The organism is Gammaproteobacteria bacterium (assembly GCA_029884425.1).
In the GTDB taxonomy this organism is placed as follows: Bacteria; Pseudomonadota; Gammaproteobacteria; order S012-40; family S012-40; genus JAOUHV01.
This window is the reverse complement of sequence record JAOUHV010000007.1, coordinates 38537-56477: the sequence shown is the minus strand read 5'-3', so window position 1 is coordinate 56477 and position 17941 is coordinate 38537. Positions and strand designations below refer to the sequence as shown.

19 protein-coding genes are annotated in these 17941 nt (G+C 50.1%); 10 read left to right on the top strand and 9 right to left on the bottom strand.

Annotated elements, in window-relative coordinates; all coding sequences use genetic code 11:
* Positions 1–80: 80 nt before the first annotated feature.
* The 5 genes from OEW58_03375 to OEW58_03355 are packed head-to-tail and all read right to left on the bottom strand — an operon-like array spanning position 81 to position 3747.
* Positions 81–644, bottom strand: a complete 564-nt coding sequence (locus tag OEW58_03375) for an LEA type 2 family protein (protein MDH5300384.1) — start codon at positions 642–644, stop codon at positions 81–83.
* 22 nt (positions 645–666) lie between these two features.
* Positions 667–1620, bottom strand: coding sequence for a prolyl aminopeptidase (gene pip / locus OEW58_03370; GenBank protein MDH5300383.1), 954 nt, complete (start codon positions 1618–1620; stop codon positions 667–669).
* Positions 1621–1638: 18 nt separating this feature from the next.
* Positions 1639–2823 carry an iron-containing alcohol dehydrogenase gene (locus tag OEW58_03365; protein MDH5300382.1) on the bottom strand — a complete coding sequence of 395 codons (1185 nt, stop codon included), beginning with the start codon at positions 2821–2823 and terminating at the stop codon, positions 1639–1641.
* A complete protein-coding gene (locus OEW58_03360; GenBank protein ID MDH5300381.1) occupies positions 2823–3131 on the bottom strand; it encodes an antibiotic biosynthesis monooxygenase in 309 nt (102 codons plus the stop codon). Before OEW58_03360 ends, OEW58_03365 begins: the two co-directional genes overlap by 1 nt.
* A 1-nt stretch (position 3132) precedes the next feature.
* Entirely contained in the window at positions 3133–3747 is a 615-nt protein-coding gene (locus tag OEW58_03355) for an alpha-ketoglutarate-dependent dioxygenase AlkB (GenBank protein MDH5300380.1), read from the bottom strand.
* Between the two features lie 122 nt (positions 3748–3869).
* On the opposite strand from OEW58_03355, the gene OEW58_03350 reads away from it, so the two are divergent.
* Together OEW58_03350 and OEW58_03345 are read left to right on the top strand one after the other, a co-directional pair.
* Positions 3870–4811: a carbonic anhydrase family protein gene (locus tag OEW58_03350; GenBank protein MDH5300379.1), complete on the top strand. Its 942-nt coding sequence runs from the start codon at positions 3870–3872 to the stop codon at positions 4809–4811.
* Positions 4812–4917: 106 nt separating this feature from the next.
* The gene (locus OEW58_03345; protein ID MDH5300378.1) at positions 4918–5352 is read left to right on the top strand and encodes a hypothetical protein; all 435 of its coding nucleotides are present in this window, start codon (positions 4918–4920) and stop codon (positions 5350–5352) included.
* 80 nt (positions 5353–5432) lie between these two features.
* Here OEW58_03345 and OEW58_03340 read toward each other — a convergent pair whose 3' ends face one another.
* Complete coding sequence (locus OEW58_03340) at positions 5433–6560, bottom strand: cytochrome b/b6 domain-containing protein (GenBank protein ID MDH5300377.1); 1128 nt, start codon at positions 6558–6560, stop codon at positions 5433–5435.
* Between the two features lie 143 nt (positions 6561–6703).
* On the opposite strand from OEW58_03340, the gene OEW58_03335 reads away from it, so the two are divergent.
* Complete coding sequence (locus tag OEW58_03335) at positions 6704–7126, top strand: hypothetical protein (GenBank protein ID MDH5300376.1); 423 nt, start codon at positions 6704–6706, stop codon at positions 7124–7126.
* Positions 7127–7189: 63 nt separating this feature from the next.
* On the opposite strand, the gene OEW58_03330 is transcribed toward OEW58_03335, so the two are convergent.
* From OEW58_03330 to OEW58_03320, 3 genes are all read right to left on the bottom strand, one after another.
* Positions 7190–7714, bottom strand: coding sequence for a Spy/CpxP family protein refolding chaperone (locus tag OEW58_03330; GenBank protein MDH5300375.1), 525 nt, complete (start codon positions 7712–7714; stop codon positions 7190–7192).
* Positions 7715–7946: 232 nt separating this feature from the next.
* The gene (locus OEW58_03325) at positions 7947–8255 is read right to left on the bottom strand and encodes a DUF2288 domain-containing protein (GenBank protein MDH5300374.1); all 309 of its coding nucleotides are present in this window, start codon (positions 8253–8255) and stop codon (positions 7947–7949) included.
* A 15-nt stretch (positions 8256–8270) separates the two neighbouring features.
* Complete coding sequence (locus tag OEW58_03320) at positions 8271–9212, bottom strand: DUF523 domain-containing protein (protein ID MDH5300373.1); 942 nt, start codon at positions 9210–9212, stop codon at positions 8271–8273.
* Positions 9213–9316: 104 nt separating this feature from the next.
* Here OEW58_03320 and OEW58_03315 point away from each other — a divergent pair, with 104 nt between their 5' ends.
* The 7 genes from OEW58_03315 (at position 9317) to OEW58_03285 (ending at position 17927) form a co-directional block, all read left to right on the top strand.
* Positions 9317–10828 (top strand): DUF4080 domain-containing protein, encoded by a 1512-nt coding sequence (locus OEW58_03315; GenBank protein ID MDH5300372.1) that lies wholly within the window; start codon positions 9317–9319, stop codon positions 10826–10828.
* A gap of 8 nt (positions 10829–10836) precedes the next feature.
* The gene (greB, locus tag OEW58_03310) at positions 10837–11328 is read left to right on the top strand and encodes a transcription elongation factor GreB (GenBank protein MDH5300371.1); all 492 of its coding nucleotides are present in this window, start codon (positions 10837–10839) and stop codon (positions 11326–11328) included.
* A 115-nt stretch (positions 11329–11443) separates the two neighbouring features.
* The gene (locus OEW58_03305; GenBank protein ID MDH5300370.1) at positions 11444–13267 is read left to right on the top strand and encodes an ATP-binding protein; all 1824 of its coding nucleotides are present in this window, start codon (positions 11444–11446) and stop codon (positions 13265–13267) included.
* A gap of 39 nt (positions 13268–13306) precedes the next feature.
* Positions 13307–15196, top strand: coding sequence for an ATP-binding cassette domain-containing protein (locus OEW58_03300; GenBank protein MDH5300369.1), 1890 nt, complete (start codon positions 13307–13309; stop codon positions 15194–15196).
* 163 nt (positions 15197–15359) lie between these two features.
* A complete protein-coding gene (locus OEW58_03295) occupies positions 15360–15743 on the top strand; it encodes a response regulator (GenBank protein MDH5300368.1) in 384 nt (127 codons plus the stop codon).
* Positions 15727–16347: a hypothetical protein gene (locus OEW58_03290; GenBank protein ID MDH5300367.1), complete on the top strand. Its 621-nt coding sequence runs from the start codon at positions 15727–15729 to the stop codon at positions 16345–16347. Before OEW58_03295 ends, OEW58_03290 begins: the two co-directional genes overlap by 17 nt.
* Positions 16344–17927: an ATP-binding protein gene (locus tag OEW58_03285; protein ID MDH5300366.1), complete on the top strand. Its 1584-nt coding sequence runs from the start codon at positions 16344–16346 to the stop codon at positions 17925–17927. The genes OEW58_03290 and OEW58_03285 overlap by 4 nt, the downstream gene beginning before the upstream one ends.
* Positions 17928–17941: the final 14 nt, after the last annotated feature.

Sequence of the window (17941 nt, the reverse complement as noted above, 5' to 3'; positions counted from 1 at the left end):
TTTCGTCCTTCCCTCGTCAAAACCGCTTTCGACATGCTAAATATAAATATTTATCGCAATTTGGCTACGGGTTTATTCACCTAGAACCACTGTTTTAGCCGATTCTTCAGTTCCTGCCCCACATCTTTCAGAGTGACCTCTGGAACATCAATGGGAATATCAGCCTCACTTTCATAGAAGTAATCACGCTTGTAGCTTTTGCCAAACCAGCTCCATACTTCGTACTCACCAAAGATGCGATATTTCACCTTGGCCTGCAGTTTCCGATCCTGCTTGTTGAGTTTTTCCAGAACCTTATCCAGGCTATTCATTAAATTGCTGTAGCTGACGACAACAGGCACCGTGATTTCGGAAGTACCTTCAGGAATCAGCGCAACCGGAATATGCCTGCCTTCGGCAAGCAGTTTTCCTTCAAGATAAAAATCATAGCTGACAAAAAATGTGTCGATCTGATAGTGATTGGGATTGTGCGCTTTAAAAAGCAAATCCACGTGCGCACGCTGCAGACCAACATCCTGAACTTTATAATCCAGAAATTCCAGTTCCGGTTTTTTCATGGTCCCCAAAACGTAGAGCCGCGAACTGGCGCAGCCTTGCAGCATCAGCACGCTCAACAGTAAAACGGCGATCCACGTTGTTCTCATCCCAACCTCCTAAGGCATTTTTTCAAGATTCCATTTCAATTTTTTGCAGCATTGCATCGGCAGCCGCTACCAGGGCTTTGGCAATGCCTGGTTCAGAAGCTGCGTGGCCGGCATCCGAAATAATCTGCAGCTCAGCTTCAGGCCAGGCTTTGTGTAATTCCCAGGCACTTTCAATCGGACACACTACATCATAGCGGCCATGGATAATGACGCCAGGAATATCCTGCAAACGCCAGGCATCCCGAATCAACTGATTGTCTTCCAGAAACGCGTTGTTCATAAAATAATGACATTCGATACGCGCCAAAGACAGCGCGGTATGTGGATCGGCAAAGTGTGCCACCGTCGCGGCATCGCCCAACAAGGTCGCAGTACGACCTTCCCAGACCGACCACGCGGTCGCTGCCGCCAAGCGTGTTTGCTCGTTGTCACTGGTCAATAATTTGTAATAGGCGCTCACCATGTCGTGTCTATCTGCTGGTGCAACAGGGGCGATGTAATCTTCCCAATAATCTGGAAAAATCCGATGCGCACCTTCCTGATAAAACCAGTGAATTTCCTTGGGACGACACAGAAAAATACCGCGCAAAATCAAACCCAGCACTTTTTGCGGAAAAGCCTGCGCATAGGCCAACGCCAGCGTTGATCCCCACGAACCACCAAACACCACCCATTGCTTGATGCTCAACTTGCTGCGTATTGCTTCCATGTCGGCAATCAATGCCTGGGTGGTATTATTTTGCAAACTGGCGTGCGGTGTGGACTTGCCCGAACCACGCTGATCAAACAGCACGATGCGATAGCGCTGCGGATCAAAAAAACGACGGTGATAATCCTGACAGCCTGAACCAGGGCCGCCGTGCAAAAACACCACGGGCACACCGTTTGGATTGCCGCTTTCTTCTACATAAATTTCGTGTGGCGCTTCCAACGCGAAGCGATGCGTTTTATACGGTTGAATCTCGGGATAATACATTGCCTGAATCCTGAAAATTTAATTTAAACGGGCGCGCAATAATTGCGTCACTTCATCATCGGTTAACACAATAGGATTGGTGCGCATACTGCTGCCACGACAATTTTTCACAATGTGCGGGAAATCTGACTCGCTAATGCCGAAATTCGCTAATCCCGGCAATTGCAGTTGCTGCACCCAGCCATTCAAACAATTGACCAGCGCTTCAAGCGACTGCGGTGTTGACGAAAATGTTTGCTGACACAACACTTCCGCCAAATGCGCATAACGCTGCAATGCCGGATTGTGCGGCTCACGCGTCTGCAGCGCACGGATATTTATCTCGGTTGCAGCCCCAAGCAGCGTGCCACACACCACGCCATGCGGAATGGGAAAAAACGCACCCAAGGGTGACGCCAAACCATGCACCGAACCCAACCCCACCTGCGCCAGAGTAATTCCTGACAGCCACGACGCATACAACATCTCTGCCTGTGCCTGTTTGGCGCCTGCCCCCTGATGATACCAATCAAACAAGGCCGTGCGGGCGAGTTGCAAACCGCTGAGTGCCAACGCATCGGTGAACGGATTGGCTTTAGTCGACACGTACGATTCCAGCAATTGAGTTATCGCATCCATGCCGTTGGCCGCAATCAAATCCGGCGGACAACTACTCAGTAAGTCCGGGTCCAGAACGGCGTATTGCGCGACCAGTTTGTCGTCGCGAAATGATTTTTTAAAACCGGCCTTGCCCTGAATACTGAGCACCGCGTTTTTGGTCGCTTCGCTGCCGGTGCCCGCCGTGGTTGGCACTGCGATAAACGGCACCGACGGGCCGTGATAAGGCAATTCCGGGCCAACACCTTCCAGATAATCCATCACTGAATTGCCAATGCGCAGCAAACCGGCAATGGCTTTAGCTGCATCCAGCGCACTGCCACCACCTAATCCCACCACCACATCAAAACCAGCGGACGCATGCATCGCCACTGCCTGATCTATCATTTGCGGTGAGGGCTCGCCACTGATCACGATGATTTCGTAACGAATACCCCGTGACTCAAACGCTGCAGATAATCCCGGCCAAACCGCACTGTCACGCAGCGAACGCTGGCCTGTCACCAACAACATCCGCGAGCCAAATTGGTTTATCAATTCAGGCAATTTATGCACACTGCCAGCACCAAATTCCACCCGTGGCAATCGGGCAACTGAAAACTGCATTACATTTCCTCAAACACTTCGGGAAACACACCGGCGTACACCGTTCCCTGACGTGGCTCAGCCATCCAATCGGCAACCGTATCCCGCCAAATCAGATAATGTTTTGTCGTTTTGTGCGCCTTGGCGGCGCGCTCTGACACGTACGATTCATACAACACAAATTTGCAGGGATCGTCCGCTGATTGCAGAACATCAAATGCCAGATTGCCTGATTCCAAAATGGAGCTTTCATGATTCAAGCGACTGGCGCGCATAAAATCTTCTATGTGTTCCGGCTTCACCGTAACGTTGACGATGGTGACGTACATCTCATCCTCCCGACACTATTTTTCTAAACGTAAGATTGATTCTGGCCTGCAATACTCTTTTGCTTTTGGCCACACTGTGCTTCCAGTGATGTTGCAATGCGCCGTGCATCAGCAACAAACTCCCCGTGCCCAGCGGAATATCCAGGGTCTGACCAGTGCGATTGTGGCGCAATTTGAAACTGCGCACCTCCCCCAGGCTCAGCGAGGCAATCACCGGATTGATGCCCAGCTCCGGCTCGGCGTCTGCGTGCCAGCCCATAGAGTCCTGACCATCGCGATAGAGGTTCAATAACACACTATTGAATGAAGTCTGACAAGCGCGTTCAATCTGTGTTTTCAACTCCATCAGGCCGGGAGTCCACGGCAAAGGTTGGTGGCGGATTCCCGAATAGGTATAAACCGCGTCCGCATCGCCATACCATGCCACCCGGCGCGGCGCAGTCACGTCCTTACCGTAGATCTGGTAAGTTTCGGTTTGCCACGCAACGTCTCGCAATAACTGGTCGAACCAGCGCTGCGCTGCGATCTCCGACATAAAATGTGGCCAATAATCAACCAACCCATCCTGATTCAGCAACGACAAGCGTCGCGACGGATCATCAAACAAGTCTGCCATCGGCCTCTCCTGGTTCGGCGAAAAACTATATCATTTTTGTAACAGCCGCGACGGCTACTTGACTTTCCACCAGCCTCAGGTCGTAATTAGCGCACGCATTTTTCTGCCAAGGATTCCCCTCAATGCTGTGTTTCCGCGCCTCTGTTTCTACCTGGTACAAACTGTCAGTTTGCCTGCTGACGCTCGCCGTCACCGCATGCAGCCAAGGGGTACGGGAATCCAGCACCGAGGCTGCGGTCAAGACTCAGCCCGGCATCATGCTGGCCATGGCCGACGATGACTATGCCTATCTTGGCGAGGCTCCACTCAAAGATGCACTGGCACGACCCGCCGACGATTTACCGACGCTGCCAACCGTGCGCCCGATCCAGGCCCAAACAATTGCAGCGTTGGATAATCATGGCTGGAGCTATGCGGGTCCAACCGGACCGGAGCACTGGGCAGACCTGCACCCCGAATTTTCGCTGTGTCGCCAGGGACTGTCGCAATCGCCCATCGACATCAGCGCCATCATCAAGCCTCGGGGAACGCCACTGGATTTTCATTACCAGACCAGCCCCCTGCACCTGATCAATGACGGTCGGAATATTAAGGTGGCTTACAATCCGGGTAGCTACATTGTGCAGAATGGCAAGCGGTTTGACCTGAGCCACATTTCTTTCCACGCCCCCAGCGAACACACCATCAGCGGCCGCGCCGCCGATCTGTCCGCCGATCTGGTGCACAAGGCCAGCGACGGCCAACTGGCCATCATATCGGTCCTGTTCAACGAAGGTGAAAACAACGAAGCACTGTCGGCCATCTGGGAATACATGCCCAACAGTCCAGGCGAACACCGCCCGTCCGCCAACATCAACGCATTGGATCTGTTGCCAAAAAAACGTAATTATTACCATTATTTAGGCTCGCTGACCCAGCCACCGTGCACCGAAAATGTCAGCTGGAACATCATGGCCAGCCGTGGCAGTGTCTCTGCCGAGCAGGTCTCACAATACGCCTTTTTATTCCCCAACAGCGCCAGACCAATTCAGCCCATCCGTAACCGGTATGTGCAGCAGTACTGATTGTCGCGGAGCTCGAACAAAAACGAAAAGCAGTTTACTCAGGAATTTATTATAATTTCGTCCATCTTCCCCCTGAACTGACATTACACCAACGCAAGAGGACAACATGGGCATTATTGTTCAACGTGGTCAAATTAGCGCCATTAGCGCTCCGGACAAAGATGGCTCCATCTCGTGTCGCCTGGGCGAACAGGCCGTCAAGGTACATCGAGACCTGGCAGACAAGGTCGCCAATGGCGACGATGTGATGGTCGCTGGTGAAATGAAAGACCAGACACTGCACGCCATGGCCCTGAACAACTTCAGCCAAGGCATGAGTGAACAAATAGATTGCACCAACAACATCCTGTTGATGGGCATAGGCAATATATTGTTCGTGTTTCTGGGCATCATCGGCCTTCAAGGTATCAGCGGCAGCAATATCATCGATAGCGTCGAACTGGTCATTGCTGTCGCCGGATTGGTGTTAGCCGTCATCGCTTATCGCCGTATGGTGCGCATTATTCGCTCAAACAACATTGTGAAATACGTCGAGCTCTAACCGCATCCCAAACGATGAGTTCCATAAAAAAGGGTTAGCCGACGCGGCTAACCCTTTCTGTTTTTTTCAAATGCGGCCCGCTATGGCTTTATGTCAGGCAAGCGCATGTTGGAGTCCTCATACCAGCCGTCATTTGCGTCCAGATGGCAGGCGGCACAATTGCTCTTGCTGCCCACCCTCTTGCTCTTCCAGTACTCGTCTCCGATCTCACTGTGCTTGTGCTTCCAATAGCGCGTTTCAGTAATGGCAATGGGAGCCTGATCCGCCGAAATACTGCGAATCATCTTGTTGGCCGCCTCGGTTTCACCCTTGTCTGCCGAATTGTTCAGCAGAAAATCGGTCACTTCCTGCAACGTCTCACCTTCCAAGGCCAGATCATCACCAAAGTGATCTGATTGCTGCGCCATCAACTTTTGCCAACTACGCGCGGGCAACAGGCTGGGATGAAACGCCATGTGACAATCACCACACTCAGTGCGCCAGGTAGCGTTGTCCGCCAGTTTTTCGTGCGAATAGGGGCGGAATGGCGTTTCTTTGGTTTCCTGCACATAGCCGCGGAAATAATAGGCCGCGCTGGAAAAAACGATGGCCAGCATCAACACCGCCAGTATGCCGAAACGGCTCACGCCCAATTCAGGGGCAGCGTTTTTAACCCCCGTGACCATGGACCAGATCAGGTTTTCTTTGTGCAGGAAACTCTCGACAATCACGCCAGCAATATGCACAAACACCAACAGCAGCATAAATGTGGCAAAGCCTTCGTGCAGTTCTTTGCTGGCAGAACCAACATCGTACGACACCAGATGACGCAACGGCCCGTGACCTTCCTCGCCCCCCAACACCAACATGCCGGTGATGCCTATTCCCAATCCCAAAAAAATCAGCAGGAAAATCGCCCAGCCTCCTGCGGGATTGTGTCCCACATAGCGCTGCGCCTCGCCGTTAAGCAAACCCTTGAGATACGCCGTTACCGATGGCCAGTCGTGAGCGAACGAACGAAACCTCGCAAAACGACTGCCCACCGCGCCCCAAACCAAGCGAAACACCAGCAAACCAAAAAACACATATCCCGCATAGACATGCAGATAAACCAGACGATCATTTTCCGACGATATCCAACCAACGGCGAATCCCAGCACCAGCAGCCAATGAAATACACGTGTCGGCAAATCCCAGATCAGCGCCTTGTGTTGCCCGTGTCCAGCCATGTGTCAGCCTCCGTATTGGCAAATCTTGTCGTCTATTATCGACAGCACAGATAAATTAAATATGAAATTCTCTGCATAATTCCCATAGAAAATTTCCATAAAGTAAGCATAGAATAACTGTACCGTTTTATTTGATGATATCTATGACCTATTCGATACAGTGGTTTAATGATGGAGCCTATCGGTGCTTTTCCGGATTTGTTAGTGGCGATGAATATGTCAAATGCAGTTTCAATCTACATCAGGATCTGCGCTACACCAAAGCTGATTACATCATTAACGATTATCGCCAAGTCATCGCTCATAATCTCGATGAGGTGCATGTGGAGGCCATCAGCACTGCCAACCGGGTTCTGGCCAAAACCAAATCGCAGCTACGCATTGCGCTAATTATTCCACCGAACAATCCGGCCATGCTCGCGCTAGCCAATATTTACATCCAACAAACTGTTGATCTTGCATTTGAATGCCGTGTATTTTTCACCCTGCCGCAAGCCATCGACTGGGCGAGGTATCAGGTTGCCACTGACAGCGTCATTCAGCCACGACAATCTGTCGCCTCATAATTCACGAACAAAAAAGCCGGTGTATGCACCGGCTTTTCAGATCGATCGTTCACTGAACGCTTATTACCAGGAAGAACCCCAACGTGGCTTAGGCATGTACTTGTGCATCGCCTGGCGTTGTTCGGGTGTCAAAATGGCTTCAACACGGTTGCCCGCATCGATAGACAGTTCAATAATTTGGCGACGATAATCAAAGATTTTGGCGTAAACCTTTCCGATCTCCTGAGGGTTACGCACCTTACCACCGTACAGGGTAAACAGTTCGTCAGAGGTGTCTTCAATCTTGTCATCAAGACCCTGAGTTTTCTCGCGCAATTCGCGAGTAATAGCACGAATTTCTTTTTTCTGTCTGTCGTTCAAATCCAGATTCCACACCATACGCAAACGCATGGTCATGTGGCCTTCAGACTCCATTCCACCTTTGTTATCCCAATCACCGCCACCAGACTTATGCGCCGAATGATGGCCGCCCCCCTTACCGCCTTCGGCTCCCCAGCCTTGAGCCGCCATGGCCATCGGGGCACTGACCGTCAGCACCAGCGCAGCCAACATCCCTTTATAGGTAGAACTTTTCAGCTTGCCATTCATTGAAATCCATCCTCCAACATGCCTGTGAAATTAAAATTGTCGTGTTGATCACCAGGGCTATTATCGTGGTTATTGCGCAATTACTTTAATCACAATGTACATTTTTTGCGCAACGGCGAACATACCAATCGATCATCGCCCATCAGTCTATTTAAACACACACCACGCAGCATAGTTCACCAGACACGCCAGCGCCAGTCATCCGCACATTTCTACCAATACACAATCAATCTTAATCAGCTTCGTAAACTTCCTGCACCAACACCCAAGGTGCTACGACGACAGCCCAAAATACCGTGTCGTTATCCACCCAGCGGCGCGCATCTTCTTCACTGGCGCGTACCACTTTGCCTGCACTGGCCCAGACTCCAAGCTGTTTGGCGTCATCACGCACCATCGCTTCGCCGACGACGACCAGATCCAGTTCTGCCGCCACCTTCACCAGCACACCACGCGCAAAATGGCGCTCTAATTCTTTCCAGCCAATTTTGGCTGTTTGTTCATTCAATTCTTGTCGCACTAATTGCTGATGATCACTCATGATCGTTCCTCACCATTACACAGGATAACGTAGACGCTGTTCCACACCGTCCGGAAATAAGCACACACAGTCTTGCCACAACGCCAATTGATGCTTCACCACCAACTGCCGAAGTGCTCCCAGCACAAAGCTCAATGGCACAATGCCTGCGCCGTACTCGCTCAACAATTCCTGCAAGGCAGCCCAATCGGCGGCCTCAATCTCAGATGCCAGCGGTTGCGCGTAGACGTTCAACGCTAGGCTGCGCTGCAACACATCAGCCTGTCCATTCAACGCTGTCATAAACAACAAAAAATATTGCGCGAGATCCGACTCGCCCAGCGATTCCCGCTCATCAAGCCAGGCATCCAAATCGTATTTCGCCTGTGGATCGCGCAACAGCAGGCTCAGCGCAAAACGCTGGTGAAATTGGCGCAACGCCGCCAAATCCGGCGAAGTGCGAATCCATTTCAGCCATTGCCAACGGGCCAAGACACGCTGGATAAATTGGTCATATTGCTGCGAATCGGCCAGTTGCCATTCGTCGATCATCGGCAAGGTCGGGCAAAGTTGCTGTAGATGCTGGGCAAATTTACCCTGCCCGGACTCCAGTTGTTGCTGACCACTGGCATCCATGATGCGCACGCCATGCATCCCGCAACTGGGCGAACCCTTTTTCAGGATATAGCCACTCCACTGATCGCAACGCGTACTGATCTGCCGGGCAAAATCCAGCAGCGCGTCGGTCACATCAAGCTGGGGATTATCGACCCCCTGGACGCGAACATCTTCACCGTGGCGACGCAATTGGATAGGCTTGCGTGGTACACCCAGGCCAATCGCCATTTCCGGGCAAATGACCTCGAACGTCGCCCACTCGCCTATTTCCCGCATGATCTTTGGGTTGTAGCTGTCATCGCCGTCGTAGCGAACCGCATTTCCAGCCAAACAACTGCTTAATCCCAGCGTTAGTTCCATATCTCCCCCAATTTCGGGGCGAAAGTATAGCATGAGCCAACGCCATGACAGCCGGCGGCTGCATGACATATAATCCGTGGCCACCTTAACGCCGACCAAACCTGATGCCCGCCATTGTCCTGAGTACGTTTAACGCCCGCTACATCCACACCGCCATGGGGTTACGCTACCTGCACGCCAATCTGGGCGCACTCAGCAATGACTGCTGCATCCGCGAGTTCACCATCCAGCAACAGCCCACCGACATCGTCGAAGCCCTGCTGGCGTTAAATCCCAAGATCATTGGCCTGGGCACCTATATATGGAATATTGAGCTGACCACCCAGGTTGCCGGCATGCTCAAGCAAGTTCGCCCCGATATCCAGTTGATTCTGGGGGGACCCGAAATCAGTTTTGAGACCGAGCAGCAAACCATATTTCGTTATGCCGATTACGTGCTGTGCGGTGCCGCAGACCATTTATTCCGCGAAGTCTGTGAAGCGATTTTGCTGGAGAACAATCCGCCCACGCAAAAAATCCAGCACGCGCTGCCTGCGGCGCTGGACACCCTGGCCTTACCCTACGCGCTGTATTCGGATGAGGACATTGCCCACCGCATCATCTACGTCGAGGCATCGCGTGGTTGCCCGTTCAAATGTGAATTCTGTCTGTCCGCATTGGACAAAACCGCCAAACCGTTCGACCTGGATTTATTTCTGCGCGAAATGGAACAGTTGTTTGAGCGCGGCGCACGGCATTTTAAATTTGTCGATCGCACCTTTAATCTCAAAATCGCTGCCAGCATCCGCATCATGGAATTTTTTCTGCAGCGGATTGATCAAGGCGTGTTTCTGCATTTTGAACTCATTCCCGATCATCTGCCGGAAGCACTGAAAGAAGTCATCGCCCGCTTCCCCGAAGGCAGTCTGCAATTTGAAATAGGCATTCAGAGCTTTGATCCCAACGTGCAGCAGTTGATCAGCCGCCGTCAGGACAACTCCATGTCCATGGAAAATATCCGCTGGCTGCGCAATCACACCCAGGCACATTTGCATACCGACCTGATCGCCGGCCTTCCTGGAGAAACGTTGCAAAGTTTTGCGAAAAGTTTTGATTTGCTCGCCGGACTCAACCCGCACGAAATTCAGGTCGGCATTTTGAAACGACTGCGCGGTACACCGCTGATCCGCCACACCCAGGAATTTGCATTAAAATTTAATCCCAGTCCGCCCTACAATATTCTGGCAACCAGGGACATGAATTTTGCCACGATGCAGCGCCTCAACCGCTTTGCGCGCTATTGGGACATGATCGCCAATTCAGGCCGGTTTTCGTGTGTCAAACCCATCATCCTGGGTGATGCGCCGTTCGAACGCTTCATGCAACTCGCAGACTGGCTGTTTGCCACCAGCGAGCAAACGCATAAAATCAGCTTGAAACGATTGTTCACCCTTGTCTATCAAGGGCTCACCGAATCACTCAATTTATCCGCAGACGTTGTCTTGCCAGCGATGCTGCAGGATTATGCCAACAGCGGTGAAAAAGGCCTGGCACCTTTCGGTGAGTCACTGCAAAACAACATTAAAAACAAAAAAAGCGCTGGCACATTACAACGCCAAAGCCGACACCTGAACTGAGCAGCACTATGTCACGCTACCGCCCACCACAACCCAAAGCCTCGCCCTACATCACTCGCGACGGCTATCTTGCGCTGGAGCAAGAAGCCAAACAACTCTGGCAACGCCGCACCGAAGTGACCAAAGCCCTGGCCGCCGCCGCTGCCGAAGGTGATCGCTCAGAAAACGCCGAATACATTTATCGCAAAAAAGAATTACGCGAAATTGATCGCCGCATTCGCTATCTGCAAAAGCGCATGCCCGAATTAACCATCGTCGACCGCCAACCGGACAACACCCAGCAGGTATTTTTTGGCGCGTGGGTTACGCTGGAAGATCAGCAAGGCGAGGAAAAAACCTATCGCATTGTCGGCAGCGATGAAATTGATCGCGCCGAAGAAAACATCAGCCTGGATTCCCCCATGGCAAAAGCCCTGCTAAAAAAAATGTTGGATGACGAAGTCAGCGTGCAAACGCCCAGCGGAATTATTCATTTTATTATTGTTGAAATTCGATATTGATCTTGCATAAAAATTTTCCTCGCAGCTAAAACCTTAACTTCCACAATTTTTTCACTCCGTAAAACCGCAGATTTAATTCCAGCTTTGTATATTTTTGTATCAGTCGATCGCCTTTATGGCCTTCGTCATTATGCTGGATTTATACAAGCCGATACTTCTTCTGTTATGCCGCCAAGAAGGCAGGCATGCCCAGCAGAGGTTTCCTATGGACCCAACAAGCAATGAACTGCGACCTATCACTCTTGGCCAGAGTCGATTCCTGGCCATAAATACAATCTTTGCACTATTTGCCTTTAGCTGGCTGCTTAATAACGAACTTGTTCAAGAGGCAACAGCCTGGGTTTCCCTGTTAGCCATTGCCTCCCTACAGCATCTCATTATTAATCATCATGGAAGAAAAAATAATCCTGAAGTTTCGAATTACTACAATCGGGTGTGGCCCATCAGTTACACCGTTATTTCATCTCTTTGGGGAGGACTTATCTGGACCATCTACCCTGCACAGATCACATTGACAACTGAAGTTTCATTACTGGTTTCACTGTCTGCAGTGTCTGTGATGACAATGCAAACCCGTAATATAAAAAATGTATCTTCCATTACCTTGGTCAGTGGACTTCTACCAATCATGGCTTGGCTAGCATCCATAGCAACTCCATCATCCATCGTAATGGTCTGTGGAGTTTTTGGATTTTGCGCACTCATGCTCTGGAACATCAGGGCATCTGCAGAAACATCCATACCCAATGAAAATTATATTGAGAACTTCAACCCAACATCCAAATCAAGTACGGCCAGAACTGATGATCATGTGATTATCAATACTATCCCCGACCTGGTTTTCAAGATCAACCATGCAGGCGACGTGTTATGGGGTAATCTTGCTTTCAATAAATTTATCAATACCAGCGGCTCAGTTAAAAAAGTCAACATTCGAGACCTCCTGACACCTACGGATTCCGCCATTTTTGAAAACGTTGTATCGCGAGCAAAAACATTAGGAAGAACCCGACACGACACTATGCTCAGCAGTAATGACTCCAGCATCCCCTACAACATCACACTGGTATCTGTTGGCAATCATAATGAAAAATCATTCGTCTGTGTTGGCAGAAATCTTTCTGAACGACTTGCGGCAGAAAAAGAACGGACCGAACTTTACATAAAACTTCAACAAGCGCAAAAAATGGAATCCATCGGCCACCTCACTGGTGGAATTGCCCATGACTTCAACAATATTCTCACCAGCATCATCGGCTACTCTCAATTGACCATCCAAAAATCCCAGGTTTTCCAGGACAAAAAACTGGATTTTTATCACAAGCAGATTCTCGAATCCGGACTGAGAGCCAAAGATCTGATTGCGCAACTGCTGTCTTTTAGTCGAAACCAGGAACAAAAACTCGATGAACTCAATCTCAACAAACTGCTAGTAGAAGTCGTGGACATGTTGCGTCCTGTCATCCCTAGCAGCATAGAAATCGATTTTGAGATGGACGACATTCCTTTGTTCGTAAAAGCCAATCCGGTGCAATTCCACCAGGTCATCATGAATCTGTGCATCAATGCCCGGGATGCCATGGATAACAAAGGCAGAATGCACATCGCACTGGCCCAGGTTCGGCATCAGGGAGGATATTGCCAGGCCTGCCATACCCCCTTTGGCGGTGAATACATCGAGTTGAGCATTAGCGATACTGGCCACGGCATCAAGCCCGAACTGATGGAGCACATTTTTGAGCCATTCATTTCCACCAAGGAAATTGGCAAAGGTACCGGCATGGGACTTTCCACTGTTCACGGCATTGTTCACAGCCATAACGGTCACATTGCCGTTGAAAGCACACCCAATGTGGGCACGACATTCCGCATTTACCTGCCCACTCTGGATTCCATTGCAACCTCTCAACCCAACCAAGTATTACGCAAAGCCTCATAGCCCCTAGTGATCGTCGTCGGGCGCTGGTAAAATCCGCCCATGATTTCACTAAACCAACTATCGCTGCGTCGCGGCACCAAGCTGCTGCTGGATAAAACCAGCCTCGTCATCCACAAGGGTTACCATGTCGGTGTTACCGGCGCCAATGGTACGGGTAAGTCCAGCCTGTTCTCACTGGTTTTAGGCAAACTTGAGCCGGACTCCGGCGAATTGACCTTGCCCACCGGATTGAGTATCGCGCATGTAGCGCAGGAAACGCCGGCCACGGACTTTACTGCCCTGGATTACGTGCTTATGGGCGATACCGAATTGGTAAAGTTGCGTCAACAAATTCGTGATGCCGAACAACACGGCAATGCCTCGACGGTCGCCCTGCTCTATCAGCAACTGGAAAATATTGACGGCTACACCGCCGATAGCCGCGCGGCGCAGTTACTTCATGGTTTAGGATTTAACAACGCGCAACTGTCGCAACCCACGCGTGCTTTTTCCGGTGGCTGGCGAATGCGATTAAATCTGGCGCAGGCGCTCATGTGCCGTTCTGATATTTTGTTGCTCGACGAACCCACCAACCACCTGGACCTTGATGCGGTCATGTGGCTGGAGACCTGGCTGAAACAATATCCTGGCACGCTGCTGCTGATTTCACATGACCGCGATTTTCTTGATAGCCTTTGCAGTCACATCGCGCACATTGAACAGCAGCAAATCACGCTATACACCGGCAATTACAGCGCGTTTGAACAAACCCGAGCCACCCGACTGGCGCAGCAACAATCGGCACATGAAAAACAACAAAAAGAAATTGCCCACATTCAAAATTTCGTGCGCCGCTTTGGTGCCAAAGCCACCAAAGCCAAACAGGGACAAAGCCGCTTGAAAGCGCTGGCCCGCATGGAGCTCATCGCTGCAGCCCATGTGGATTCACCCTTTCATTTTGCATTTCGCGAACCCATCAAACTGCCGCAGCCATTACTGCGACTGGACCAGGTTTGCGTTGGCTATGCGAACCAACCGGCGCTGATCAATACGCTCAATCTCACGATTCAACCCGGCGATCATCTGGGACTGCTCGGTGCCAATGGTGCGGGAAAATCTACATTGATCAAAACCATCGCCGGTGATTTGGCCGCCATCAGTGGCAACATCATTCGCGCACAAGATCTGAAGATTGGTTATTTCGCCCAGCATCAGCTCGAACAACTTCGTGCCGATCAAACACCGCTGTGGCACCTGCAACAAATTGACTCGCAGGCGAGAGAACAAGATTTGCGCAATTTCCTCGGTGGCTTTGACTTTATTGGCGACAAAGTGTCCGAGCCAATCGCGCCATTATCCGGCGGTGAGAAAGCCCGTCTCGCGCTGGCACTGCTGGTCTACCAACGCCCCAATCTGTTGCTGCTGGACGAGCCTACCAATCACCTCGATCTGGAGATGCGTCACGCCCTTAATGTGGCTTTACAAGAATTCGAAGGAGCGATGCTCATCGTATCGCACGACCGACATTTGCTGCGCACTCTCACCGACAGCTTTATCCTGGTCGCCGATGGCCGCGCCCAGGCTTTTGAGGGAGATCTGGACGATTACCACAAGCTGCTGCAGAGCCAAAATCGTCAAGCCAATACCGACTCAACCTCACCAGCGGCGGGCAGCAACAGTGCCGCCGCACGCAAAGAACAGAAGCGCCAGGATGCTGAACAACGGCAAAAGCAAAAGCCGCTCAGAGACAAACTACGCGCGATTGAACAAAAATTAAGCAAGCTGCAACAAAAGAAACTGGAACTGGAGCAACAGCTCGCGCAACCAGAAATCTACGACAGCGCCAATAAAAACCGGCTGAAAACCACACTCGCGGAACAAAACCAGTTACTACAGGAAGTTTCAGAATTGGAAAATCAATGGTTGGAAATCAGCGAAGCACTTGAGTAGGATAAGCCATACCACACAAAATCAAATGTAATAGAAGTAATGACAAGTTTTTTTTCTTATGCGACTATTTATTGGCGCTGGGAGCACGTCTGACACATCCGCAGTTTGATGCTTAGGATTAGCATATTGGCACAATTGTTCAGATCAACAATACAGGGACCCCATGATGCAAAAAACGATCTTGATCACCGATGACAGCCTTGTCCTCCGCACCATGCTCGAAGCCATCATTTTAGCGCGCTGGCCAGATTGGAGAGTCTTGCACGCAGAAACCGGGCTTGAGGCACTAGCGATACTGAAAGAACAACCTGTCGATTGTGTTACCGTTGATTTTCACATGCCGGAAATGAATGGCATTACCTTCTTGCAAACAGCCAAAGCCCAATATCCCGACACTGACTTCATTTTTATTACTGCCAATTTGCAAGAAAATCTAACTGAAGCCCTGGAGAGCATGGGGGTAAGCTGGATTCACAAACCAATTACTGCTGGAAATGTCATTAATGCCATAGAAAAACTTGAGCTGAACCATGCAGCAATTGAATGAGATAGAACAGGATCTTCTTGCCGAGCTATTCAACCTGGGTATGGGGCGAGCCGCCAAGTCCTTGTCCATACTCGCCAAACAACCCGTGCAAAGCAGCATCCCCCGCATCACCCTAGAACCTCATCAGAGTTTCATACAAAACCTGCATAACACATCCATGATGTGCTGTGTTAGCCAGGAAGTAAGAGGGTTCTTCAATACCAATTCCATGCTCTTTTTTCCTAAAGAGCAGAGCTACGAACTAGTACGTCTGATGCTGAATCAAGACTTTGCCCGTGAAATGCTGGTTGCGTTACACGAAGATGCTATCACCGAAATTGGCAATGTCATCATCAACGCTTGCATTGGTACTATTTCCAATTATCTAAAAACCAGTTTTGACATCGATATGCCCGTACTAACCTATGACGGACCAGAGAAATTCCTAGACGACTCTGTGAAAAACGGAGTTTTATTAAATGTCGGCATCGAATTATCGCTGCAACACAGTAATATTACAGGTTACCTGCTATTTGCTTTTGGACCTTTCTCCATTGGCGACCTCAAGCAGGCACTTGGCAACACAGTATTAAAAATGGCCCCCTCTTTGGTGTCAAATGTATGACCTCCTCTTCTGCAATTTTCGATAAAGTTTTTCATTCCATCAACGTGGGATTACTCATCGTTGATCATAACTGCTCCATTCGGTACGCCAACCAGTGGTTCAAAAAACATTATCCGTATTCACTCGATGATGCATTGGGAAAACATTTATTAGAGTTATTTCCAGAAGCCAATGACAGCAGGCTCTACTCTGCCATACAAGAATCCCTGAAATCCTCAACGCCGATTTTTTTATCCACGGTCTTTCACGGCTCTCCATTGATGCTCTATCGACACAAAAGCGCACCGCAAGACCCCATCCAACAAGACATTTCCATCCTGCCACTTCACCAGGAAGGAGAGCCCATGTGTCTAGTTCAAATTATTGATGTTAGCTCCAGAACCAATCGGGAAGTTGCGTTACAAAATGAAATCGACAAACGTCTCACTACTGAAAAATCGCTGCAGCAAAGCGAGACTCGACTTAAATCCATTTTGGACAATGCCCCTCTGCTCATTTCACTCAAGGATACCGATGGCAACCTCATATTAACCAACAAGCAATATGACGCGGCTATGAAACTAAGACCCAATACTGCCACTGAAGAACCTGATGGCTCCGGTTTAACCCGCACTGAGAAATGTGCCATCAATTTTCTACAGCCGGTCGAAATAGAGGAAACCGTAGAGCTAAACAACAGCATTACCCGGACTTATCACTCCATTAAGTTCCCAATCCTTGAAGAGGATAGTGTCTCTGCGGTTGGTTCTATCGCCCTTGATATTACCGAACGAAAAGAATCCGAACTGCAGCATCAGATGCTCATCCGGCAGTTGCAGCAAGCACAAAAAATGGAATCCATCGGTCAGCTCACCGGTGGCATCGCACACGACTTCAACAACATCCTCACTTCGGTCCTGGGATACACCCAGCTTAGCCAGGATTGTTTGCGAAGAGGGGGCATCAATAAAATTGAGGATTACCTCACTGAAGTCTACAGTGCGGCAACCAAAGCACAAAAATTGGTCAAACAAATGCTCGCTTTTAGTCGTGGCCAGGAAATACGGTCAGAAAAAACCGACGCTGGTGCAGTATTGGATGATGCTATCTCACTGTTAAAACCCACGCTTCCTGCCAGTATCATACTGAATACAACTGTCACAGAAGGCCCGCATACGGTTCAGGCTCACTCGGTTGCCCTTGGCCAAGCAATATTAAATTTAGCCATCAACGCCCGCGATGCTTTGCACAACAAGGGAAACATTTCCATCGAATTGAAGCATACCGTCATCGAAAACCAGTATTGCGCTTCCTGCCACGAACATATCGGCCGAAGAAATTACGTTAGCATCCAGATTAGTGACAATGGTCCCGGCATTGATGCAGCACAAAAAGATCGGATTTTTGAACCCTTTTACACCACCAAACCGGTAGGCAAAGGTTCGGGCATGGGCCTGTCCATGGTTCATGGCATTATTCATAATTTTGGTGGACACATTCTGTTGCACACGCCACCAGAGGGCGGAACCAGCTTCCAGTTGCTGTTGCCGATGATCGAAGCCAGCCAGGAAATCGATGTCGAAAATGCTGTTGTTGTGTAGCGCTGCCGCGAAAA